Below are 22,989 nucleotides of genomic sequence, written 5' to 3' on the forward strand. Positions count from 1 at the left end.
TATCTTTATCGCTGCCCGCCATCGACGCGCAGCAACGCGCCTGTGGTATAGGATGAGGCGGGGCTGGCAAGCATCAACGCCGCAGTGACGATCTCCGGTGGATGACCGGGCCGGCCAAGGGCAACAGGTTGCTTTTCACGCTTCTTGGGATCCCAGGCCTCTGCAATGTCAGTGAGAAAAGGGCCCGCAGAAATGGTATTGACGCGCACCTTGGGCCCATATTCCCGGCTAAGAGAAACAGTCATGGCGTTGAGCGCCGCTTTCGCCGCGCCATAGGGAACGACACCGGGCAGGGCCATCAGTGCGCCGGTCGAACTGATATTGATGATGCAACCGCCATCCCCTTGCGCCATGCGGTGACCGATCTGGCTGGCGAGACGGAATGGGCCTTTGAAATTCAGGTTCATCACCGAATCAAATAGGCTTTCGGGCATTTCGTGGCTGGGGCAGGGCGGTGACATGCCTGCATTGTTGATGAGAATATCAACGCGTCCAAACTCCGCATAGGCAGTCTCAATCAGTGCATCGCACTCCGCCCATTTACCGACATGGGCACCAAAGGCCAATGCCTTGCGCCCCAGTGCACGGACTTCTCCGGCAACAGCCTCGCAATTCTCCAGCTTGCGGCTTGCGATGATCAGGTCCGCGCCTCGCTCTGCAAAGGCTTTGACCATCTGATAGCCTAGACCACGACTGCCACCGGTGACGAGTATGACTTTGCCGGTGAAATCGAACAGCGGATCAACTGCCATCATGACACTCCATTCTGATATGCTGCCAACCGGCTTGGTCCGTGATCGCTTGGGAATAGGCCGGGCGCGGGCTTTGTATTTTTCAGATAGGCGCGCGCTACTTGAGCCAGATGCACCTCTGTCGGCCCATCGGCAAGCGCAAGGCTGGGCAGGCCCATCCACATATCAGCTAGCGGCGTTTCGAGCGTAACGCCGAGCGATCCATGGATCTGGATCGCGCGCTGAACAATGTCGTGATAGACTTTGGCCATCTGCACCTTGCACATGGCGATATGCGTGCGTGCGGCGCCATGCGGTTCATTGTCGATGATCCATGCGGTCTTTAGCACAAGCAAGCGAAACTGTTCGAGTTCGATGACCGACTGGCCAATCGCGCCTTGCACAAACTGGTGTTCGGATAGCAGCTTGCCTTTAGTGCGGCGCGATACGGCGCGTTCCAGCATCATATCTATGGCGCGTTGGCACTTGCCGACCGTGCGCATGGCATGATGCACCCGCCCGCCGCCAAGCCGCGCCTGTGCTACCTTGAAACCTTCACCGGGGCCGCCCAGCATCGCATCCAATGGCACCCGTACCTTGTTGTAGCGGATGTAGGCATGCGTGCCGTCATCCTCGCCCTTGCTGTCCCCCATGGTTTGCGAGTGCCGGATAAATTCGATGCCCGGCGTATCTGTCGGGACAATCAGCATCGACATGCGACCATGGGGGGGATTTTCGGGATTTGTCACTGCCATGACAATCAGGAAGCTGGCAAAGCGCGCATTGGAAGAAAACCATTTTTCTCCCTCGATCACCCATGCGTCACCGTCGCGGTACGCCTTGCAGGTAAATTCGGTGGGGTCCGCGCCTGCTTGCGGTTCTGTCATCGAGAAGGTCGAGACGATCTCACCCGCCATCAGCGGCTTCAGAAAGCGTGCCTTTTGCTCCTCGGTGCCGAACATGGCGAGAATTTCGGCATTTCCGGTATCGGGCGCTGCGGTGCCAAAGATGGTGGGCGCCCAATAAGATCGGCCAAGGATTTCGTTCATCAGCGCGAGCGTTAGCTGACCATAGCCCGGCCCGCCCAGTTCTGGCCCCAGGTGACAGGCCCAAAGCCCTTGCGCCTTCACCTGATCCTGCAGCGGTTTGATGTAAGCGCGCGATTCCGTATTGCCCACATCATAGGGCGCGCCATGGCCGGGGTAGAGCAGGTCGATCATCTCGCATTTGGTGCGGACGAAATTGTCCATCCAGTCGAGCTTTGCCTGCAATTCGGGTTCGATGCGGAAATCGATCATGGTCTATCCAATCAGTCTGATGAGTTTTTCGGCTTCGGCAAAATTGCCGCGGACAAGGCGGTCAAATAAAATGCCGGTTTCTTTGGAGAGAATGCCTTTGGCAGCCTGCGCGACCTTATATTCGAGAATGCAGCCGCCCTTGAACATGGCAAGCAGCAGGTAATAGTCAAAGTCTGCCATGTCGCGGCCCGTGCCCGCTGCGTAATGCGCCATCAGTTCCTGCCGTGTCGGCCAGTCAGCGACATTGTAGAGCGCCTTTTCCGGAATATGGCCGGGAAAGCGATCGTCGCGAATGCCATTACAGAACCAGGCAAGGTCGAGCAACGGATCGCCAATGGTTGAAAGTTCCCAATCGATCAGAGCAGTGAGCCGGGCAGGGGCTTCAAAAGTGAAGAGAGCGTTAGGCGTGCCGACATCGCCGTGGATGATGCCTGCCTTGAAACTCGCCGGAATATTGGCGCGCAACCAGTCGCGGAGCAACGCATAGCCGGGGATTTCACGCCATTCATAATCGTAGAGCTGCTGGTAGCTTTTGATCTGGCCTTCCCATCGATCAACCTGACGTTCGAGGAAATTGTCCGGTTTGCCAAAGTCGTCCAGTCCCAACGCCTTGTAATCGACATTGGCGAGGGCAATCAGGCCATCGACCATGGCAAAGGGGATTTCCGCCGCATGGGGTGGCTGGTCGAACGGGGCTCGGTCATGGATTTTCCCGTCGCGCAATTCCGCTGCCCAGCCGTTGCATTGCTGCATCACGTAAAATGGCGCGCCGATTACCGAAGTGTCCGCGCAACTGCCAAAGCAATGCGGATGTGGCACAGCGGTGCCATTCAATGCGCCAAGAATGCGGGCTTCGCGCATGACGCTCTTCTCGCTCCCAGGTGGCGGGACGGCGGGTGGGCGACGCATCATCATAGTTTGGCCGCCGCGATTGAGGCTGATGATGACATTGGACGTGCCGCCATGGATCATCTTGGCATCAAGTGGACCGTTGCCCAATTCCGGCACGTTCGCATCAAGCCAGGCCGTGAGCCGGGCGATGTCCAACAGGGGAAGCGGTTCTGCCATATCAGACCTTCTTTGTCCGCAGCTGGGCTTCGAGCTGGAGGCGCACGGTTTCGAGCAGCCGGGTAGCTTCGTTGACCAGTTGCGCGTCCACGCCGGTCAGCAGGTCAACAGCAATCGCATCGGCTCGGCGGTTGGCCTCATTTTTCAGGGCGATCCCCTGCGGCGTCGGGATTAGCAGCGAGGCGCGTTTATGATCGGGATTGTCGCGGGTCGCGATCAAACCTGCCGCGATCAAGGCGTTTGCGGCACGTTGGATCACCTGCCTTGGGTGACCCAGCGCCCGCCCGATTTGCGGAACGGTTGGCGGGTTTGGTGCCTCGGCGACGGCGTTCAGCACCGTCATTTCGGTTTCGCCAAGTCCGGTTGACAGTCGTGAGTCGGCAAACGCGCCCTTCAACCGCCCCTGCAATCGGGCGGTGCCGTCAATCAGGGCAATCAAGGGGTTCGCATGGCGAGTCGGGTGATTCATGGAACTTGTGTTCCATAATGACACATATGTGTCAAATAATTGGTTCATCGAGTCACCATCTGCCGGAACAGGCTGTTCTCTGCCTGCCAGTCAATCCGCACCAACCGGTGCGCAAAGCGCCAGCCTTGTTCTGTCCGGACCAGCCTGTCGACATAAGTGCCGCTATGGTCCGGGCCATTGTTGCTGGTAACCGCAAAATAGCTTCGTGCGTTTGCGACGTCGCCATCCACTTCAATGAGTGGATTGGTTATGTGGTGTCGAATGAAGCTGATGGCGGGATTGCGTTCGCCTGATGTCAGCGCTGCCTTCACGCCTGCGGGTCCGGTGCCGGAGTTGCCGGGGAATTCCAAAACACCATCTTTGGCAAAACATGCAGCCAGTGCATCGATCCTGCCCCGGTCGCCTTCATAGGTATAGCGCGCGAGCAGATCACGAATATCTTCTCGGTCGAAACGTTGCTGTTCGGTCATTTGATATCCTACCTAGTTATACAAGTGTTGACAGGACTACGCGCACAACGCAAGTCTTGACGCAAGGAGAGACGCATGACCGTACCGGCGCATCATATCGTTCCAGAACCCCCGGCTTTGGAGAAGCCGCCTTACCCCGCTGACATTTTTGCCGGTCGCACGGTGCTAGTCTCGGGTGGGGGCTCGGGCATGGGTCTTGCCATGGCAAAAGCGTTTGCGCAGGGCGGCGCGAAGGTCGCGGTCATGGGGCGCAGCCTTGAGCGGGCAGAGGCAGGGGCGGAAGAGATTGCTGCGCTGGGTGCCGCCGTCCATGCCATCAGCGCAGATGTGCGCGATCCCGCAGCCATTGCCGCCGCCTTTGACGAGGCGGAGCGGGTGCTGGGGCCGGTGACGTTGCTCGCCAACAACGCCGGCGCGAACTTTCCGGTGCTGGCCGAGAACATCTCTGCGAATGCCTGGAACGCCGTCACCCGCATTGCCATCGACGGCACGTTTCTGTGCTCGACCGAAATGGTCCGCCGCTGCATTGCGCGAGGCGATAGCGGAGCTATCGTCAACAACAGTGCGCAATATATCTGGACCGGTTTTCCGGGCGACGCGCACAGCGCGGCGGCGAAAACCGCACAGGCAACCATGACCAAGGCGATGGCGCGTGACTGGAAAACACATAATATCCGGGTCAATGCGGTTGCGGCCGGTTTCTTCCCCCATGCCAGTTCGACCAATGGCGACGCGCCCGATGCGATTGCGCCATTGCAGAACATGATACCGGCAGGCCGAACCGGGCGTATCCGCGAATTTGGCTGGCTGTCCGCGATGACCTGCACGCCCCTGTTCGGTGGGATGACCGGGCAGGTGATCGTTCAGGATGGCGGGGAGTCGCTGCGCCGATCGCTGATGATGCCGGATTTTGTACCGCCCAGAGAACGCGCCAATGGGCCATGGGGGTGGCTGTGATGGGTTGGCTTTCAGGCAAGATTGTCCATCTGGTGGGCATGCATCCGGCGATAGAGACTGGACTCAACGCTGCCGGCGCAACGCAGTCTCCAGCCGGGCCTTCGGACATTTTTGTTCATATCGCCCCCGCACCGCATTTTGTGCCTGCACATGAACAAAGCCATGCCGACTGGCGGCAAACGCTGGACGCAGGGCTCGATCAACGCTTCCTGCAAGCCAAAGATTACGCGAAACAGTGCCGCGATCGCGGGCTGGGTGGCGTGGTGCTGTTTGTCGGTGCGCCGGAACAGGCTTATGGTGTTGATCAGGCTGCGGCGGCAGGCGCACTCGGCAACCTTACCAAAACTTTGGGTGTTGAATGGGCGCGCGACGGTATCCGCGTGAATTGTATCCTGACCCACCGGGCGGATGAAACCGTCGGCAACCTCGCGGCCTATCTGGTAAGTGATTATGCTGCTTATGTAACCGGCGCCGTGATGGGGGTGGACGGCAATGACTGATCGTACCCGACTGGACGGGCTGGCCGCGTTCGTCACTGGCGGTGGTGGTGGCATTGGACGGGGTATTGCGTTGCGCCTTGCTGAGGCGGGGGCGAACGTTGCCATTCTCGATATCTTCCCCGAACGTGCAGAGGAAGCCGCCATACGGGTCCGCGAACGCGGAGCGAAGGCGCTGGCGCTCCCCGCTGACGTGATGGATACGGATGCCCTGCGCGCCGCAATTGCAGCGACCGATGCGGAATTTGGGCGCCTCGATATACTCGTCAACAATGCCGGTGGCGTATCAGGCCGCCCTTTCCTTCAGCAGAGCGAGCGCAGTTGGCGCAAGCATATCGATATCAATTTGATCTCTATGCTGGCCGCCACCCATGCTGCTGCGCCCTTGATGATCCGCGAAGGCAAAGGCGGCTCGATCATTAATGTCGCGAGCATCGAGGCCAGTCGTGCTGCCCCCAATTTTGCTGTTTATGCCGCATGCAAGGCGGGGATGTTGAGCTTCACCAAATCAATGGCGCTCGAGCTCTCAGAGCACAAAATCCGCGTCAACTGCATCGCTCCCGATCATACTGTAACCCCGGGCAATCAGGGAAACAGGGCGGGGCCGGTTGATCCGGCGACATGGAAGCAGCATTCCCCCGAAGAGAGCGATGCAATGAACCGCCTGATCCCCTTGTTGCGCGAAGGCGTCGATCTGGAATGCGGCGACGCGGCGGTGTTCCTGTCATCAGAGATGGCCAGCTACATCACCGGCATTCTGTTACCTGTAGACGGCGGTACGCACGCGGCGTCCGGCTGGGTGCGCGGACGGAACGGAAAGTGGACTCTTAACGAAGGGCTGAATTTCGGTGGATGATCAGGCGTTGAAGTTGAGGCGTAATCCAGGTTCAATCCAACGAACCTTCACCAGCCGCCCGGTTGTCGACAATGTCAAATAGGCATCCATCATGTCTTCCCCACCGAACGCGATGTTGGTGACATAGCGGTCGTCGAAGGAACGGAAGCTCGTCTCGCCCTCGGACGTCACCGTCGTTATTCCCCCCTCTCGCAGCGTTCCGACGCAGATGTTTCCAGCGGCTGTCACGGCAAGGCTGTCGAACGAGACATGGCCCGGCGCGGTCGCAACCCAATTGGGACGCTGCGCCTCCACCTTGCGGGCATATGAGTAAAGCCGCGCCTGATGTGTGTCGGCGACGTAGACCGTGTTGCCATTGGGGCAAAGGCCAATACCGTTATAAGACACAGCGCGTCGGTCGATTGCAGTGATCGAGGTGCCATCGGGCAGCGCCGTAAAGAGACCGCTCGCCGTGCGGATTCCATTGAAGGTCTTGCCGAGGTCAGTGAACCACATGCGGCCATCGGCATCAAAAACAATGTCGTTGGGACCTTCAAGTGGTACGCCGTCACACGCATCATAAACCCGTTCGACCTTGCCGGTGGTCAGGTCCAATCGCTCGATCCGTCCCTGCGCTTCAGGGCCAAAAGCGCTCGACATGGTTTTGGCGTCCATGCCGCCATTGTTACAGATATAAAGCGCGCCATCCGGACCAATTGCGGCACCATTTGGTCCGCCGCCAATTTCGCAAATCGTTTCTCTTTTCCCACTCCAACAGCGGCTAACCCGGCTCGCGGCGATTTCGACAACGATGACCGAACCGTCGCCCATGACAACCGGTCCCTCCGGAAAGCCTAACTGGTCTGCAATGAGTTCCATCGACATTTTCACACCCTCTTTTCATGCCCCACCCAGTACCGGTCCTTGACCAGCCGCTTGTAAAGCTTGCCATTGTCCAACCGGGGCAGTGCAGGATCGAAATCTACCGAACGCGGACATTTGACAGGAGAGAGGTGCTCGCGGCAATGGGCGATCAACTCTGCCTCAAATTCCGGCGTCGCATCTGCCCAGTCTAGGGGCTGCACAACCGCTTTCACCTCTTCGCCAAAGTCCGCATTGGGAACGCCGATTACCGCCGCATCGGCGACTTTGGGATGCGTGATCAAAAGATTTTCAATCTCTTGCGGATAGATGTTCACACCGCCTGAGATGATCATATAGCTTTTTCGGTCAGTGAGAAACAGATAGCCGTCTTCGTCCAGATATCCAATATCACCGAGCGCCGACCAGCTTTCGTGCAGTGGGTGGCGGCTGTCTCTGGTCTTTTCCTCGTCGCCCAGATATTTGAAGTCCCAGCCGCCTTCGAAATAGACGACGCCCTGTTCGCCTGCCGGTAACTCGTTTCCCGTTTCATCGCAGATATGGATTTTGCCCCAACTTGCCCGGCCGACCGATCCTGGCTTTTTCAGCCACTCTTCCGCCGTGATGTTGGTCGATCCATTGCCTTCGGAGCCGCCATAATATTCCTGGATGATGGGCCCCAACCACTCGATCATCGCGTGTTTCACTTGAATGGGGCAGGGGGCAGCTGCGTGAATGACATGCTGCAATGACGACACGTTGTAAGATAGCCGGACGGCATCAGGCAGCTTGAGCATGCGGACGAACATGGTGGGTACCATCTGGGTGACCGTGACTTTATAGTGTTCAATGGCTCTTAGTGCCGCTTCGGGATCGAATTTCGGCATCACGACAACGGTCGCCCCCAGCCTGTGGCAGGACGTCGTGAAGGCAAGTGGTGCGGTGTGATAAAGGGGGGCGGGGGAGAGATAGACAGTTTCGGGTCCGACACCGTAATTTGCAGCAGCCCGCTCTGCCAGCATATGCGCATCGGTCACTTCGCCTTGTGGCAGAGGCAGGCGTATGCCTTTCGGCCGCCCGGTGGTGCCCGAGGAGTAAACCATGTGAAATCCCGGCTTCTCATCCGGAATTGGCGTTTCGGGCATCTCGTCTATGGCAGCGCGCCACTGCGTCAGATCAAAAATATGGAGCAAGCTTTTGGGGTGATTGCCGATTAAACTTGGCAGCCCATTTATGCTATCGCAACTGACAAGCAGTTTTGCACCGCAATTCTCAACTATATAAACAGCTTCCTCACCCGTCAGCGCGGTTGCAATCGGCGTGACATAGAGCTCCGCCCGTTGCGCTGCCCAATAGAGGATGTGAAAATCCGGAAGATTGGGCAGCCAGATTGCAATTGTGTCGCCACTCACAATTTCCAGAGATCGAAACAATTGTGCGCCCTGATTGGCACGGCGTTCCAGTTCTCGATAGCTGAGTGACTCGCCGGTATCGGCCATGATGACGGCGGCGTGGTCTGGATTTCGGCCAGCATGGATGCGGGGGTGGGTCATGGCCCAACTTTGTCGCGTCATACTGATTTTGACAAGACATATCTAACCAAGTGTTCTATCTTGACAGTAGTTGCGATTTCTTGCGAATTCGGGATGGAGGATGCTAATGGCCAATCTGGAACCAAATGATGCAGGATTGGACGGGGCGCAGGTGACGAACGATAGTGATAATAGGCTTGGGTCGCGGATACGTGTTCCCAAGACTTCTGAAATTGTGGCGGATCATTTTCGCGGACAAATTGTTCGTGGCGAATTGAAAGAGGGCGACTCATTGCCTCCCGAAGGCCAGTTGATGGCGAGCCTTGGAATATCGCGCCCTACATTGCGCGAAGCCTTTCGCATATTGGAGGCGGAAAGTTTGATCAGTGTCGTTCGCGGTTCTCGTACGGGTGCGCGGGTACACGCGCCGTCGGTCGAGCTTGTTTCGCGCTATGCAGGCTATGTCCTACAATCGCTCGGAACGACTATTGGTGATCTTTATCAGGCGCGATTGGCGATCGAGCCGCAGGTTGTGCGGTGGCTGTCCACCAAACCGGACCGGTTGGCAATCAAGCGCCTGCGTGCTGAAATAGAGCGGCTTCGGGTCTTGCTGACCGCCAACAGGTACAACGACTTTATTGAAGCCGTGAATGAGTTCCATGCGACCCTTGTTGACGTCACGGGCACCAAAACATTAACCTTTATGAACCAGCTTCTGATAAATCTTCTGTCGCGTCATCAAAGTGACTATAAGCACCGCCATCCGGTTGAAAATGATGTTCAGCACAAGAGCCTGCGAGCTGGACTCAAATCATATGAAAAGTTGGTCGATTTGATTGAAAGTGGGCAGGTTGAGGAAGCCGTCAAACATTGGCGACTGCATCTGACGAATGCCAATGCTACATGGGCTGGCGACGATGAAGGCGCACGCATCGTCGACTCTCTAGGCGCATGAACCAGTCACTGATCGAAGCCTTTATTGCGGGTGGCGAAACATGGCCGACCGCGCGGTTGACGGTTGCCTCGTCTACCCAGCCTGCTGACACTACTCTGACCGATGTTATTGCTGCTGGCCGACGCATGGGTACGCGGATGATGGCGGCGGGCGTTCGACCCGGTGACGTAGTGGGCTTGATGTTGCCCAACTGGCGCGAATGGCAGGTTGCTGCAGTCGCTGCAGCGCAAGCGGGCGCAGTCATACTACCAATTGTCAGTATCTATGGTGCAAAGGAACTGGGGTTCATCCTGCGTCAATCGCGCACGACCTGGTTGTTTACACCCGAAAGCTGGCGCGGGGTTGACTATATGCAGGTCGTTGCAGATTGCGGCGTTCTGCCCGATTTGAGGCGGCATATCACAACAGGGGACGCGTTCACCGCGCTTGAAGCGGAAGGCGACATTGCGCCATTCGCAGCACGCAATGCGGATGATCTGGCGGTATTGGTCTATACGTCCGGCACGACCGCCGATCCGAAGGGCGTGATGCACTCCGCACGCACATTGCTCTCTGAATTGGAGTCGGTCCAGGACATGCGCAGCGGCCCTGAGGAAGAAGCGATCCTCTCGCCCTGGCCGCCGGGTCATGTGGCGGGAGTGATCGCCATGTTCCGGTTTCTATCCATGGGAACAACGCTGGTATTGATGGATCAATGGGATCCGGCAATGGCCGCTGAATTGGTCGAGCGGCACCAAATCACATCTTCGTCGGGGACACCCTTTCATCTTTCGGGCATGATGGAGGCGGCGGATCGTGATGGTCGGGACCTCACTTCGTTGCGGCAATATCTTGTGGGGGCTGCCCCGGTGCCGACGTCGCTGGTCGAACGATGCAAGGCGATGGGGCTTGCTGTATTCCATTGCTACGGCTCAAGCGAGCATCCCACGGTTACGTCCGGCAAAGCCGATGACCCTCTCGACAAGCAGCTCAACACCGAAGGGCAGGCGATAACCGGATCCGAAATGCGGTTTGTAGACGATGACGGCAATGATGTGCCGCCAGGTGCCGATGGAGAGATCTGCACGCGCGGGCCAGAGCTCTTCCTTGGTTATTTCGACCCTAAACTGAACGACACAGCCTTCCTGCCAGATGGCTGGTATCGCACCGGCGACATCGGCCGGCTGGATGATGACGGTTATCTGCTTATCACCGATCGGAAGAAGGACATTATCATCCGCGGCGGCGAAAACATCTCTTCGAAAGAGGTGGAGGGCGTGCTGCTCGGTGTTCCCGCAGTTGCCGATGTCGCAGTGGTTGCAGCCCCCGACGACCGGATGGGGGAAGTCGTGCGAGCTTGTGTTGTGCTGAAACCGGGGACGGCGTTGTCGCTGGATGATGTGCGCGCGCATTTCGCGCAGCAGGGCATTGCCAAGCAGAAAACGCCTGAAAGATTGACCATAGTCGATGAACTGCCGCGCAATGCTTCGGGCAAGATTCTAAAGCACGAACTGCGGAATTTGCCGCTCTCATGAATATGGCTTCCGACCCCGTCATCGAACGTGTCATTCAATTGGATGCTGTACATAATTTTCGCGACTATGGGGGGTACCAGACAGGCGGTGGCAGCCGTCTGCGCAGCGGCATCCTATATCGTTCAGCGCAGCACAAGGAAGCCACTCCTGACGATCTGGAGCGAATAAGTGCACTGAAGCTCTCGACGATTGTCGATTTGCGGGGCGCCAGTGAAAGGCAGCAGCATCCCTGCGCCCGACCCGCCGATTTCACGGCAGAAGTGCTATTCAGCGATGGAGAGACCGTTACACAAATGGCTGCACCGCATATTGAAGCGGCGCGGCATGTAGAGACGGCCGAGGATGCCATGCAGGCAATGCTGTCAGGCTATCGCGATATGCCATTCCGCCCGGTGCTGGTGGAGTCTTTGCGTTTATATTTTGAGGCATTGGCAACACGGAACGGCCCCAGCCTTGTGCATTGCCTGGCCGGTAAGGACCGCACCGGAATAGCCGTGGCCATGTTGCACAATTTGCTCGGCGTGCACGCAGATGACATCATGGCGGACTATTTGCTAACCAATGTTGCCGGCAATATCGAGGCGCGCATCGCCGCAGGCGCGACGGTTGTGCGCAACAATTTTGGTCCCCAAATCAGCGATGAAGCTGTTCGGACATTGATGACAGCACATCCGTCCTGGCTTGAAGCCATGTTTGCTGAAGTGAACGAACGCCATGGCAGCTTACGCAATTATACCGAACATATGCTGGGCGTGACGCCTGAGCTGTTATCCCGGATAGAGCAACAGCTGCTCGTCTAGCCGCAATTTTTACCCACGCATCACCCAGCCGCCATCGACATTCAACACCTGCCCCGTCATCCAGCGTCCCGCGCCCGATACCAGCAGCAGCAGGGCACCGCATAGCGCATCGGGCGTATCGCGAAGCTGGATTGGCGCGCGCGCCGATATGGCCTGAACCAATGGGCTGTCTTCCGGGGTCAATGCCAGACCTGCATCGGTTTTCGTCATGCCGGGTCCGATCGCATTGACGCGGATATTCTGATTGCCCAGTTCGGTTGCCAGCGCAGTGGTCACACCGTGCAAAGCGATCTTGGTGACGCCATAAAATGTTTGTGCGGGATACGCTCCTGCAGACACCTGGTTGACGATCGCGCCGCCACCGCGCTCGGCCAGATAGGGAGCAACCACTTGCGCGCAGTTGAGCGCGCCCCAGACGTTGACGGCCATACCCTTGTCAAAGCGCGCCCGATCGGTCTGGATCAGTGGCTTGTCGACGATTTCGACCATCAAGGCTGCATTGTTGACCAGAATATCAATCCCGCCAAATTCGGCTTTGGCCTTGGCAGCCATCGCTTCGACGGCGGCGGTGTCGGTGATATCTACCTGAACAGCGAGCGCCTTACCGCCTGCAGCTACTATCTCGTCGGCTACCTTCTGCGCACCTTCGGCGGAAAGATCTGCCACAACGATGCTTGCGCCCGCATTGGCAAGTGCAATGGCATAAGCGCGGCCAATGCTGTTGCCACGTCCGCCCGCACCGGTAACGATGGCGACCTTTCCGGTCAGGTCAAATTCTGTCTTGGGATCAAAGTCCATGGGGCTCTCCTCAGCTGAAAATTCCAGCGCCTGTTCCAATTGTGACGGTCTTCATGTGCAGAAACTCTTCGATGCCTGCTTTGCCGCCTTCTTTGCCAAAGCCCGAAATGCCGACACCGCCAAATGGCGTGTACGCATTGATCTGCATTCCGCCGTTCACATACACGCCACCTGCATGCAGACGCTCTGCCACGCGGTGAACGCGCATCATATCGTTCGACTGGATATAGGCCGCGAGACCATATTCGCTGTTGTTGGCAATCGCGATGGCCTCATCCTCGTCATGGAATTTCATCACCGCAACCGCAGGACCAAAAATTTCGACCTGTGCGATTTCATGATCCGGGTTCACATCGGCTAGAATTGTCGGTTCGATGAAGTTGCCTTTGGCCAGATCGCCTCCGCAGCGGTTGCCGCCGATGACAAAGCGGGCGGCGTTGTCGGCCTTGGCGCGTTCGAACATGCCAGTAATGCGATCCACGGCGGCGGCATTGATAACCGGACCAACCATCACGCCAGGTTCCATCGGATCGCCAACTTTGAAGACCTTGGATACTTCAACCATGCGCTCAAGGAATTCGTCATAGACATCGGCATGCACAATCTGTCGTGTCGGCAGTGCGCAACCTTGCCCTGCCAGAATGCCGATTGTCCAGAAAATGGCACGTTCCGCGGCTGCCTGCAGGTTGCAATCAGGAAAGACGAGGCTCGCCGATTTGCCGCCCAGTTCCATGACCGAAGGCTTGATCTGTTCCGCCGCAGCCGCAAGAATTTTGCGCGCCGTTGTTGGGCCACCGGTGAAGCTGATCTTGCGTACCCTGGGGTGACGAACAATCGCGTCGCCCGCTTCTCCGGTGCCCGGCAATATGGCGAGCACGCCATCAGGCACCCCGGCTTCTTTCGCGCATTGGGCAAACAACTCGGGAGCAAAGGGCGTGATTTCCGCTGGCTTTAGAATGACGCAATTTCCGGCGGCCAGCGCGGGTATCACTTTCATACCGATACCGATCAACGGACCGTTCCAGGTGTTGATGATACCGACGATGCCGATGGGCTCTGGCACTGAATAGCTGAACTCGCCGCGCGTATCGAAAGTGCTCATCACGTCACCGGTCAGTTTGTCGCACCAACCCGCATAATAGCGCGTCCACGACACGGCGGTCTCAACTCCGCGCTCACCTTGCATGATTGGTGTGCCGCCATCGAGGGCAGCCATTTCGGCAAACTCGCGTTTCTTCGCTTCCATCAAGTCAGCAAGCCGGTTCAGAATGTCGCGACGTGCTTCGGGGCTTGTCCGCCGCCAGCCTTCGCGTGCAGCCTCGGCAGCGGCGACCGCTTCTTCAACTTCAGCTGCTCCGGCCAGCGGGATTTCGGCCATCGCCTCGCCGCTTACCGGATGGATATGGGTGCGGGTGCCGCCGCTTCCGCTCGCGCGCGGCGTTCCGCCAATGTGCAGGGAAACCTTGGGTGCGGTGGTCATGATACTCTCCTCAAAACTGTCTGGTCTATTGGCCGCCGAGCGTCAGCCCGCCATCTGCGCCTACCGGCATGTGCGGGCTCCAGACGATTTCCCAGCAATTACCTTCGGGGTCAGCAAAATAGCCCGAATAGAGTCCGCCATCGCGGTCGCGCACCGGACTTGTGATGGTGCCACCAGCGGCAACCACTTTTGCCATTTGCGTGTCAACATCTGCCTTACTACTTACGAACACCGCATTGATGATGCGCGATGTTTCCGCCACATCAATGCCTGCCTCCTTGGCCAGATAATCGCGGTTGACGAACACCAGCACTGCGGTGCCAAGCCGGTACATGACAGAGCCGGGCATTTCCGGTCCCCATGTGTTCCAGCCAAGGCCGCCTTCATAAAATGCGCGAAGAGCAGCCACATCGCGCACGGGGTTCATCACCATATTCAGCCGTTGTTCCATAGCCTTATCTCCAACTACTTTTATGCCCAGCGGATCGGCAAAGCTTCGATCGACTGAACCGAACCGGCGCGGAATTTGAGCGGTCCGTCCATAGGTGCCAATTCGAACCGCGGTATCCGCCGGAACCACACCTTGTAGAAATTGATCATTTCCATTCGGGCAAGGTGCAGCCCAAGACAGGTGTGGACGCCCGAGCCGAAAGCAGCATGGCGCACCGCTGGCCGATCAACATCGACCGTTTCAGGATTGGGATTAAGCTTGTCATCCAACCCGACCGAATGGAGAGGAACCAATATGGACTCGCCCTTGCGCAGTTGGATGCCGTCAATCTCGGTATCCTGCACCAGATAGCGCGGGGTAGATACAAAGGTATAACGACGCAGCAGTTCCTCGACCGCATTCGGGATGCAGTCCGGGTCTTCGGCCATGCGTTGCTGGAGCGCGGGGTCGTGGGCCAAGTGCCGCATTCCATAAGTAAGCGCGTTGGTCACGGTATCCAGACCGGCAAGGAACATCAGGAAACCGATCGACATCAGTTCCTCGAACGTCAGTTTGCGACCTTCAAAATCCATCGTTACAAGTGAAGAGACCAAATCTGAGCGGGGCTCCGCCATGCGGGATTGGATCAGTTCAACCAGGATCTGCTGGATTTGCCCGACATAAGCCAAACCGCTCTCTGATCCATTTCCGGCCGAAAAATAGTTGAGCGCCAAGGTGCGAAACTCTTCGTAACGATCAAGCGGAAAGCCGAAAATTTCCATGAAGACCGAGATGGGCAGAGGGCCTGCAATGTCCTCGACGAATTCACATCCGCCCTTGTCGACCACCTTGCCGACGAGTTCCTCAGTCCATTCGATAATCCGAGGTTCGAGTGGAGCGATCGCCTTGCCTTCGAAAAACGGGCGCAGCATTTGCCGATACGGCCGATGCTCTGGCGGATCGAGCGATTCCGGGATCATCTTGGGCTGCTGCGGATTGGGCGGAATCGAAAGGAATTTGCTGGAGAAGATTTCAGGATGGCGCAATGCCTTCACGGCAACGTCGGCACTGTTTGCGACCCAATGCCCGCCATGTCGCGTTGTCCAGAAGAGCGGAGGCGCATTTTTCTTCAGGTTGAGATAGGCTTCGTGCACGTCCTTCAGGACGTCGGCGCCTGCAATATAGTCAAAGTCATAGACAGGGCGTCGTTCTTCCAGCATCGAATCATTCATGGGATCTCTCCTTCCTTGCCTTTAAGTAAACGAGTGTTTACACGTCATGTCAATGCCTATTCCGCTTCGTGATTCCGATCGGACCAAAGCTGCCATCCTGCATGCCGCGCAGGTGGCATTTTCCACGCGCGGTTATGGAGCGACCGGGGTGCGGGACATCACGGCCGCTGCGGGCGTCAATGCATCGCTGGTCAGCCGATATTTCGGCTCGAAGGAAAAGCTTTTTGAATCCGCACTTTCCGAACTGCTGGATGCGAGTGTCATCACCAACATCGAAAAGCCGGAATTCGGACGCGGGCTCGTCGCCCTGTTCGCCCAAAGCGAGCAGTACCGCGTCAACGTGTTGCCGATGCTGGTGCTGGCGGCTGGTGACCCGGTGTCGCGCGCGATTGCCGATCGACAATTGCGCGAACTGGTCATCAAGCCGCTGACCGTCTGGTTTGATCGACCGAATGCCGAGGAGCGTGCCGCAAGGGTGGTCCTGCTTGCATCCGGCTTTTTTCTCTATCGCATCCTTTACCCGCTGCCTGCCTGGGAGGGCGATCTTGCACCCGCCAGCCGGAAATGGCTGGAACGGGCCTTTCAATCGGTCATTGATGATGCGGATTGACTGAGCGTCAAAGAAAATGGTCCAAAGTTGCCATGAAGCGATTGAACTGGTCATGGTGCAACCAATGACCGGCTTTTTCAAATTCGGTTACTGTAACATTCGGTCTGAAATGCCGCATGCGACCATCGCGTTCGGGGTTTGAAGCCCAGCTGTCAGCGCCATAAAGCAGCAGGGTCGGACAACTGATTGCGCTCCACAGTTTCTCGATTTCCGCGCGCGGGATGTCCAGTGGTGACCAGAAGTTCAAATGCGGATCAAACTTCCAGCTAAAGGTGCCATCCTCGTTGCGATTGACGCCCTGTTCGGTCAGGTGCCGGGCTTGCTCATCTGTCAAATAGGCATTCTCAGCCTGCATTCGTGCCAGCGCCTCGTCGATGCTGTTATAGCGTTTGGGCAAGCGTGCCGCCGCCGCCCTTTTGCTATCCATCCATTCGCGGAACCGGTCAGCAAATGGCGTTTCGTCCATCTTCTTCTGCATTTCGGGGGGCGGACCAAGACCTTCAATTGCCACCAGTTTTCGGACCTTGTCCGGAAACAGACCCGTATAGCGCAGGCTTACATTTCCGCCCATCGAATGCGATACAATCGTGACAGGGGCAAGATCGAGCAGGTGGATGAGGTGCGCCAGGTCATAAACCATATCCATCGACGCGTAGTTACCGTCCGGGGCCCATTGGCTGTCACCATGACCGCGCTGGTCGATCGCGATGACATGCCACTTGCTTGAAAGCTCCTGCGCCACCCAATCCCAGCTGCGGCAATGGTCGCGTCCACCATGCACCAGAAGCAATGGCGGCGCTTCGGTATTGCCCCAGTCTGCATAATGCAGCCGTAACCGTTGCGAGATGAAATATTGCGACGTCGGTCCGTTGATTGTCATGGCTCAAAGCGTCGCCATATCGATGACGAACCGATATTTGACATCAGATTTTTCCATCCGCTCATAGGCATCGTTGATCTCGTCCATCCGGATTGTCTCGCACTCGGGCAGGATATTCTTCTCGGCGCAGAAATCGAGCAGTTGCTGCGTTTCCTTTATGCCGCCAATCGCCGAGCCCGCAATCGATTTGCGACCGCCAAGCAACAGGCCCGAATGAAAACCGGGCATCGGTTCGACTGCGCCGACAATCACCAGATGGCCTGAGGGTTTCAGCAGGCGCAGATAGTTTTGCACGTCGTGTCCAACGGGAATGGTATCGAGAATGAAGTCGAAACGACCGTTGGCGGCTTTCATCGCTTCCTTGTCGGACGACAGCAGAACAGCATGAGCGCCGAGCTTTTGGGCGTCCGCTGCTTTTGCGGGCGACGTGGTGATCATGGTCACTTCTGCTCCCAAACCGACCGCCAGCTTGACGCCCATATGGCCCAATCCACCCAGGCCAACGACCGCGATTGCCTTGCCAGGTCCGACATCCCAGTGGCGCAATGGCGAGTAAGTGGTGATCCCGGCACACAATAAGGGAGCGGCGCGGGCCAGATCCAGTTTGTCAGGCACGCGCAAAACAAAGGCCTCGCGCACGGTGATCGATTTTGCATATCCGCCAAAAGTTGGCGAGCCATCATGCCGGTCGCGACTATTGTACGTGCCAACACCATTCGCGCAATATTGCTCCTGATGCTCGTCGCATTGCGGGCAATCGAGGCAGGCATCGACCAGGCAGCCGACGGCAACAGCATCACCGGTTTTGAAAGCCTTCACATCTGTGCCCACCGCAGCCACGCGTCCGACAATTTCGTGGCCGGGAACTACCGGATAATGCGTCCGGCCCCAATCATTGCGGGCGGTGTGCAAATCCGAATGGCAGACCCCGCAAAACAGAATTTCGATCTGGACATCGTCCGGACGCAATTCCCGTCGCTCGATCGACAGGGGATTGATGCCCGATTCAGGTGCGGTTGCGCCCCATGCTGAAATCATCTGTGTCATGCGGCACTCTCCAGCAGGTCCTTGGTATCGACAGGGGCAATGAAGCTCAGCAGATGCGCACGTTTCAGGCAAAGATGCGGCACCGCTTCATCGGTCATGCCGATTCCACCATGTACCTGAATGTTTGCGCGGCCGTTGTCCAGCGCGCTGCTGTCTGCAAGGCGCTTGGCGGCTGCAACGTGGAACGCGGCATCGTCTCCACCGGCATCAAGTGCACAAGCCGCATAATAGAGTTGCGAACGGGCAACCTCGCAGCGCACGGCCATGTCCGCACATATATGCTTCAACGATTGGAACCAGCCGATGGGCCGGTCAAATTGTTCGCGTATCTTGGCATAGTCCGCAGCCATGTCGCGCGCGGCATCGGCAACGCCAACCCCATAAGCGGCTGCCAGCAGTTGCAGATGCAGCGCGGCTCTGGGATCGTCGAGTGGATTTGGAACCAGCTCCAATGCGATTGTTGCGTAAGGGGCAGAAAGATCCAGCCCCGTCTCTGTATCAAGCGATGCTGGCAGCATAAGCAATCCGGCACAGTTGCCCCATATGCTAAGCGCCGATGCACAGTCTTGCGGATCGAACACCCGTGTTAGTTTTTCGTGGGGTATCGCCAGCGCCACACGTGCATCGCCACCGATCCAGCGGGCAGCAACTGCGGTGGACAGCAAGCCGACCGGCGCGAGCTCGCGGCCCAGTTCGGCAAAGACTAGCGCCTCGGTCGCATGGTCGAGGCCCATTCCGGGTGCTGTCATGCCTGTCCACCCCATGTCGGCCAAATCGCGCCATAAATGTTCAGGGCGATTTCGTGCGCCGTCCAATGGCATGTTATCGCGGCACCAATCCGCCGTCGCGGTCTGTAAAGCGGATTGGTCGCTATTGGGTGTCAGGTCCATCTTATCGGCTCTTTGGCAGGCCGAGCAACCGCTCGGCTATGATGTCACGTTGGATTTGCGCCGTTCCGCCTGCAATGGTGGCGGCAAATCCGCGAAGATAATCGTGCACTATATTGTCGTCGCCATAACGGAAATCGAGGGCCGCACTGCCCATCAGCAATACACCCATCCTTTCCAGCCTTTGCCCGAGTTCAGAGGTGAACAGCCGGATGACAGAAGATTCAGGACCTGGCTGTCCGGTGCGGATCACGGTTGAAATATTGCGATAGGTCATCGCCCGCAGGGCCGCGACTTCGGCGCGCATCTGGCCAAGTTCGCCCGCAATTCGATCATCGCGGATCTTGCCATTGGCCCGCGCAGTGGAGATCAGTTCGTCAATTTCCTGTGATTGTTTGACCTGATCAGCAATGAAGCCGGTACCGCGCTCAAAACTCAATGTCGACATCGCCACGCGCCAGCCATTACCTAGCCCGCCGACGACATTTTCCAAGGGTATGCGCACATCGTCGTAAAACACCTGTGCAAACTCCACCTGTCCGCTCATTTTGCGGATCGGGCTGATGCTGATGCCGGGGGCGTGCATGTCACAGATCACCCAGCTGAGACCTTTGTGGCGAAGCGATCCTTCCTCGGTGCGCAGAACCAGCTCCTGCCAATCGGCAACATGGGCAAAACTCGTCCATATCTTTGAGCCATTGACGACCAACGCGTCACCTTCGATGCGCCCGCGCGTATTTATGCCTGCAAGGTCTGAGCCGGCACCAGGTTCCGAAAAGCCCTGACACCAGATTGCGTCGCCCTTGAGGATGCGGGGCAGATGATAGGCCTTCTGCTCCTCGCTTGCATTCATAATCAATGTTGGTCCGCCATGATTGACGCCGACAAAATTCGCGCCGATCCATGGAGCGTCCGCCTGCGCATATTCCTCCAGCCATATGACCTGTTGGACAATCGAAAGCCCGCGCCCGCCATATTCGACTGGCCAGTTGATCCCCGCCCAGCCGGCATCAAACAAGCGGCGCTGCCATGCCTTGTCGAATTCGAGTGCATCCGCGGCATGCAGCGGCCGCTTTTCTTCTGGAACATTGGCGTGCAGCCACTCCCGGCATTCTTCCCGGAAACGCGTTTCCTCCGCGTTGAAACCGATTTCCATCAGTCTTTTTTCCTTGCTGCAAATTTTGCCCCGCGATTGGCCGCATCCTTGTCAAATCCGGCGTTGCGCATCAGTTCATGGTTGAGGCCGCCAGTCAGAGTCATGCCGTCGGTGTCGTAGACGAGCCGCTTATTCTCGGCATTGCTGTGCCAGCTATTGGCGAGAATACTCGCACAAAGTCCGGCAACGCGAGCCTCCAATTCGGTGTCCGGCACACAATAGTTGGCCAGCCCCATCGCCTCGGCTTCGCGGCCTGAATAGGGTTGGCAGGTCAGCATCATTTCCAGCGCCTTGGCCTGGCCAACCCGGCGCGGAAGGCGTTGCGACAGTCCCCAACCCGGCACCAGCCCCCATTTGCCATGCGTGTCTGCAAAACGCGCGCTTTCTCCGCAGATGATGAAGTCCGCTGTCAGCGCAAATTCCAGACCACCGGTATAGCATGTGCCCTGTACGGCAGCGATCACCGGCTGCCGCAGTTTGGTGAGGCGTTCTAGCACCAGCATTTCCTGTCGTAGCCAGCCGAGCGCATCCGGATGCGGATCAGATTGCAGATCATGGCCTGCGCAGAAATGGTCGCCCGCCCCTTTGATAACGATGATGCCGATGTCCGCGCCATCTGCCTCAATCGCCTTCACATGCGCGCGAAAGGCACGGAACAGGTCACGGTTGACGGCATTGCGTTTGTCCGGACGGTTCAGCGTCAAAGTACATACGCCGCCATCATCGGAACGCAGGACGAGATCAGGCTCGCTCACTCTTTGTCTCCGCGTGTCCTGGATATGGCTGCCTGTGCCGTACCACGCTCACGCGCCAATTTACCAAATTGTTCACGGATAGGAACAAATTCAGGCATCACCAAACTGCGCCGCAGCCAGTTCGCGCCATCCAGCACGACCGTATGCCCTGAAAGATAGGCGGCATACGGCGAACACATGAAGGTCGCCATCCAGCCCAGTTCGCGGATTGCGCCAACGCGCTGGGCAGGGATTGTGTTGTCGCCGCGGTCACCCACCCGGTGGCGGGTCATGTGATCGGGCAGATCTTCATGCGGAAAGCGCCCTGGGGCGAGGCAATTGACGCGGATGCCATCCGGCGCCCATTCGACCGCAAGGCTCTGGGTGAGGTTGGTTACGCCCGCCTTGGCCGCTGCCGAGTGGGCGGTGCCGGGGCCGCCGGTCCAGCTATAGGTCGCACCGATGTTCAGGATTGCGCCGGGACGGGCATCGCGCAGACAACGGAGAGCAAATTCTCTGGAGCAATTATAAGTGCCCTTCAGCACAATATCGACGACTGTACCAAAACCATTGGGGGTCATCTCTTCAGCAGGGGCGGGGAAGTTTCCGGCGGCATTGTTGATTAGAACGTCGACCGGACCGAGCTTGGCCTCGATTTCATCAAAGGCTGTCGCGATGGCCTCGGGATTGCGAATATCGCATGCAACAGCAATCGCTTTCGCACCCACCGACTCCATCGCCTTCACGCCGGCTTCCAGGTGCTCCGGCTTGCGGCTGAGGACGGCGATTTTTGCGCCCAGTCGCGCAAATTCGAGCGCCATACCCTTGCCAAGGCCTGTACCGCCGCCGGTGACGGCGACGACCTGACCTTCATAAGTGCCTGCGGGGAGGGCGGACGTACCCAAAGCGGGAGGATTGGGCAGTGGCATGTCATTTTCCCTTGAAAACAGGAGCGCGTTTCTCGCGCAGGGCGGCGCGGGCTTCGGCATAATCCTCGGTCTTGAAGATATAGCTTTGCGCCATCAGTTCAGCGCGCGTACCCGTACGGATGGTCGGACCGTGCATCAGATTGACCATATCTTTGCCCATCGCGAGGTTGAGCGGCGGTTTGGACGCAATCGACCGAGCGATGGAAAGTGCCTTTTCGTCAAGCTCCCCGGGCGCGACCACGAAATCGACTGCACCCCAATCCAGAGCCGTTGCCGCGTCGATCCTGTCACCTGACAGCACCATATATTTGGTCCGCGAAGGGCCGATGAGTGAAGTCAGCATCTGGGTGCCGCCGGTATCGGGTAGCAAGCCATAATTGATTTCGGGAAGTGCCATTTTGAGCGTGGTATCGGCAACGCGAATATCAGCAGCCAACGCCAGTTCACACCCGCCGCCTATGGCTCCGCCTTTGACAGCAGCGACAATCGGCTTTGTTGAGTCCAGCATCCGCAGTCGACCTTCCTGTGCGCGGCGGACGAAGTGATAATCGCTCTCGTCGCGCGCGCGGTGGCCCAGCATGGTGGTGTCACGGCCCGAGCAAAAGGATTTGCCGTTGGCGCGCAACAGGATCGCACTCGACTCGGTTTCTTCCAGCGCCGCAAACAAGAGCGACTGGAACAGTTCCGACATGCTGTCGTTCATAGCATTGTGAACTTCGGGACGGTTCAGCGTGATGATCCGCAGATACCCGTCCAGTTCGCTCAATACCTCATCTGTCACTTGGCTCTCTCCATTTGCTGATTGGCCCGGACAATCGC

General features: G+C 57.8%; 25 protein-coding genes. 7 read left to right on the forward strand and 18 right to left on the reverse strand.

Annotation, left to right across the window (positions count from 1 at the left end):
• Nucleotides 1-5: 5 nt before the first annotated feature.
• From DXH95_RS03910 to DXH95_RS03930, 5 genes are read right to left on the reverse strand one after another with little or no spacing between them, the layout of a single operon-like run.
• On the reverse strand, nt 6-755 hold the full coding sequence (locus DXH95_RS03910; protein ID WP_239016531.1) for an SDR family NAD(P)-dependent oxidoreductase: 750 nt from the start codon (nt 753-755) through the stop codon (nt 6-8).
• Nucleotides 752-2,029, reverse strand: coding sequence for an acyl-CoA dehydrogenase family protein (locus DXH95_RS03915; protein WP_115548122.1), 1,278 nt, complete (start codon nt 2,027-2,029; stop codon nt 752-754). Before DXH95_RS03915 ends, DXH95_RS03910 begins: the two co-directional genes overlap by 4 nt.
• Nucleotides 2,030-2,032: 3 nt before the next feature.
• Nucleotides 2,033-3,097, reverse strand: coding sequence for a phosphotransferase family protein (locus DXH95_RS03920; protein WP_115548123.1), 1,065 nt, complete (start codon nt 3,095-3,097; stop codon nt 2,033-2,035).
• 1 nt (nt 3,098) lies between these two features.
• Complete coding sequence (locus tag DXH95_RS03925) at nt 3,099-3,566, reverse strand: MarR family winged helix-turn-helix transcriptional regulator (protein ID WP_115548124.1); 468 nt, start codon at nt 3,564-3,566, stop codon at nt 3,099-3,101.
• A 44-nt stretch (nt 3,567-3,610) separates the two neighbouring features.
• Nucleotides 3,611-4,036, reverse strand: a complete 426-nt coding sequence (locus tag DXH95_RS03930) for a nuclear transport factor 2 family protein (RefSeq protein WP_115548125.1) — start codon at nt 4,034-4,036, stop codon at nt 3,611-3,613.
• 75 nt (nt 4,037-4,111) lie between these two features.
• Between DXH95_RS03930 and DXH95_RS03935 the strand changes: the two genes are divergently transcribed.
• From DXH95_RS03935 to DXH95_RS03945, 3 genes are read left to right on the forward strand one after another with little or no spacing between them, the layout of a single operon-like run.
• On the forward strand, nt 4,112-4,993 hold the full coding sequence (locus tag DXH95_RS03935) for an SDR family oxidoreductase (protein ID WP_115548126.1): 882 nt from the start codon (nt 4,112-4,114) through the stop codon (nt 4,991-4,993).
• On the forward strand, nt 4,993-5,493 hold the full coding sequence (locus DXH95_RS03940) for an SDR family oxidoreductase (protein WP_181883563.1): 501 nt from the start codon (nt 4,993-4,995) through the stop codon (nt 5,491-5,493). The genes DXH95_RS03935 and DXH95_RS03940 overlap by 1 nt, the downstream gene beginning before the upstream one ends.
• Nucleotides 5,486-6,346 carry an SDR family NAD(P)-dependent oxidoreductase gene (locus tag DXH95_RS03945; RefSeq protein WP_115548128.1) on the forward strand — a complete coding sequence of 287 codons (861 nt, stop codon included), beginning with the start codon at nt 5,486-5,488 and terminating at the stop codon, nt 6,344-6,346. Before DXH95_RS03940 ends, DXH95_RS03945 begins: the two co-directional genes overlap by 8 nt.
• Here the strand turns inward: DXH95_RS03945 and DXH95_RS03950 are convergent, their stop codons facing one another.
• Nucleotides 6,347-7,210, reverse strand: a complete 864-nt coding sequence (locus DXH95_RS03950) for an SMP-30/gluconolactonase/LRE family protein (RefSeq protein WP_181883564.1) — start codon at nt 7,208-7,210, stop codon at nt 6,347-6,349.
• A 2-nt stretch (nt 7,211-7,212) separates the two neighbouring features.
• Entirely contained in the window at nt 7,213-8,739 is a 1,527-nt protein-coding gene (locus tag DXH95_RS03955; RefSeq protein ID WP_115548130.1) for an acyl-CoA synthetase, read from the reverse strand.
• A gap of 106 nt (nt 8,740-8,845) precedes the next feature.
• Here DXH95_RS03955 and DXH95_RS03960 point away from each other — a divergent pair, with 106 nt between their 5' ends.
• The 3 genes from DXH95_RS03960 to DXH95_RS03970 are packed head-to-tail and all read left to right on the forward strand — an operon-like array spanning nt 8,846 to nt 11,987.
• Nucleotides 8,846-9,673, forward strand: a complete 828-nt coding sequence (locus DXH95_RS03960) for a FadR/GntR family transcriptional regulator (protein ID WP_181883565.1) — start codon at nt 8,846-8,848, stop codon at nt 9,671-9,673.
• Nucleotides 9,670-11,187, forward strand: a complete 1,518-nt coding sequence (locus tag DXH95_RS03965) for an AMP-binding protein (RefSeq protein ID WP_115548132.1) — start codon at nt 9,670-9,672, stop codon at nt 11,185-11,187. Before DXH95_RS03960 ends, DXH95_RS03965 begins: the two co-directional genes overlap by 4 nt.
• On the forward strand, nt 11,184-11,987 hold the full coding sequence (locus DXH95_RS03970; RefSeq protein ID WP_239016532.1) for a tyrosine-protein phosphatase: 804 nt from the start codon (nt 11,184-11,186) through the stop codon (nt 11,985-11,987). Before DXH95_RS03965 ends, DXH95_RS03970 begins: the two co-directional genes overlap by 4 nt.
• A 9-nt stretch (nt 11,988-11,996) precedes the next feature.
• On the opposite strand, the gene DXH95_RS03975 is transcribed toward DXH95_RS03970, so the two are convergent.
• Genes DXH95_RS03975 through DXH95_RS03990 form a run of 4 tightly spaced genes read right to left on the reverse strand, consistent with a single transcriptional unit; the run spans nt 11,997 to nt 15,927 of the window.
• The gene (locus DXH95_RS03975; protein WP_115548134.1) at nt 11,997-12,785 is read right to left on the reverse strand and encodes an SDR family oxidoreductase; all 789 of its coding nucleotides are present in this window, start codon (nt 12,783-12,785) and stop codon (nt 11,997-11,999) included.
• 10 nt (nt 12,786-12,795) lie between these two features.
• On the reverse strand, nt 12,796-14,265 hold the full coding sequence (locus DXH95_RS03980) for an aldehyde dehydrogenase family protein (protein ID WP_115548135.1): 1,470 nt from the start codon (nt 14,263-14,265) through the stop codon (nt 12,796-12,798).
• 25 nt (nt 14,266-14,290) lie between these two features.
• Nucleotides 14,291-14,716 (reverse strand): VOC family protein, encoded by a 426-nt coding sequence (locus tag DXH95_RS03985; RefSeq protein ID WP_115548136.1) that lies wholly within the window; start codon nt 14,714-14,716, stop codon nt 14,291-14,293.
• Between the two features lie 20 nt (nt 14,717-14,736).
• Nucleotides 14,737-15,927, reverse strand: a complete 1,191-nt coding sequence (locus tag DXH95_RS03990) for a cytochrome P450 (RefSeq protein WP_115548137.1) — start codon at nt 15,925-15,927, stop codon at nt 14,737-14,739.
• A gap of 52 nt (nt 15,928-15,979) precedes the next feature.
• On the opposite strand from DXH95_RS03990, the gene DXH95_RS03995 reads away from it, so the two are divergent.
• Nucleotides 15,980-16,537, forward strand: coding sequence for a TetR/AcrR family transcriptional regulator (locus DXH95_RS03995; RefSeq protein WP_181883566.1), 558 nt, complete (start codon nt 15,980-15,982; stop codon nt 16,535-16,537).
• Between the two features lie 7 nt (nt 16,538-16,544).
• Here the strand turns inward: DXH95_RS03995 and DXH95_RS04000 are convergent, their stop codons facing one another.
• Genes DXH95_RS04000 through DXH95_RS04030 form a run of 7 tightly spaced genes read right to left on the reverse strand, consistent with a single transcriptional unit; the run spans nt 16,545 to nt 22,951 of the window.
• Entirely contained in the window at nt 16,545-17,417 is an 873-nt protein-coding gene (locus DXH95_RS04000; protein WP_115548139.1) for an alpha/beta fold hydrolase, read from the reverse strand.
• A 3-nt stretch (nt 17,418-17,420) separates the two neighbouring features.
• On the reverse strand, nt 17,421-18,464 hold the full coding sequence (locus tag DXH95_RS04005) for an NAD(P)-dependent alcohol dehydrogenase (RefSeq protein ID WP_115548140.1): 1,044 nt from the start codon (nt 18,462-18,464) through the stop codon (nt 17,421-17,423).
• Complete coding sequence (locus DXH95_RS04010) at nt 18,461-19,354, reverse strand: acyl-CoA dehydrogenase family protein (protein ID WP_115548141.1); 894 nt, start codon at nt 19,352-19,354, stop codon at nt 18,461-18,463. Before DXH95_RS04010 ends, DXH95_RS04005 begins: the two co-directional genes overlap by 4 nt.
• Before the next feature lies 1 nt (nt 19,355).
• On the reverse strand, nt 19,356-20,507 hold the full coding sequence (locus DXH95_RS04015) for an acyl-CoA dehydrogenase family protein (RefSeq protein WP_115548142.1): 1,152 nt from the start codon (nt 20,505-20,507) through the stop codon (nt 19,356-19,358).
• On the reverse strand, nt 20,507-21,262 hold the full coding sequence (locus tag DXH95_RS04020; protein ID WP_115548143.1) for an enoyl-CoA hydratase/isomerase family protein: 756 nt from the start codon (nt 21,260-21,262) through the stop codon (nt 20,507-20,509). Before DXH95_RS04020 ends, DXH95_RS04015 begins: the two co-directional genes overlap by 1 nt.
• Nucleotides 21,259-22,170: an SDR family oxidoreductase gene (locus tag DXH95_RS04025; RefSeq protein WP_115548144.1), complete on the reverse strand. Its 912-nt coding sequence runs from the start codon at nt 22,168-22,170 to the stop codon at nt 21,259-21,261. Before DXH95_RS04025 ends, DXH95_RS04020 begins: the two co-directional genes overlap by 4 nt.
• A gap of 1 nt (nt 22,171) precedes the next feature.
• A complete protein-coding gene (locus tag DXH95_RS04030) occupies nt 22,172-22,951 on the reverse strand; it encodes an enoyl-CoA hydratase/isomerase family protein (protein ID WP_147291682.1) in 780 nt (259 codons plus the stop codon).
• Between the last annotated feature and the right edge of the window lie 38 nt (nt 22,952-22,989).

Origin of the sequence: Sphingorhabdus pulchriflava (assembly GCF_003367235.1) — a bacterium.
GTDB classification, from domain to species: domain Bacteria; phylum Pseudomonadota; class Alphaproteobacteria; order Sphingomonadales; family Sphingomonadaceae; genus Sphingorhabdus_B; species Sphingorhabdus_B pulchriflava.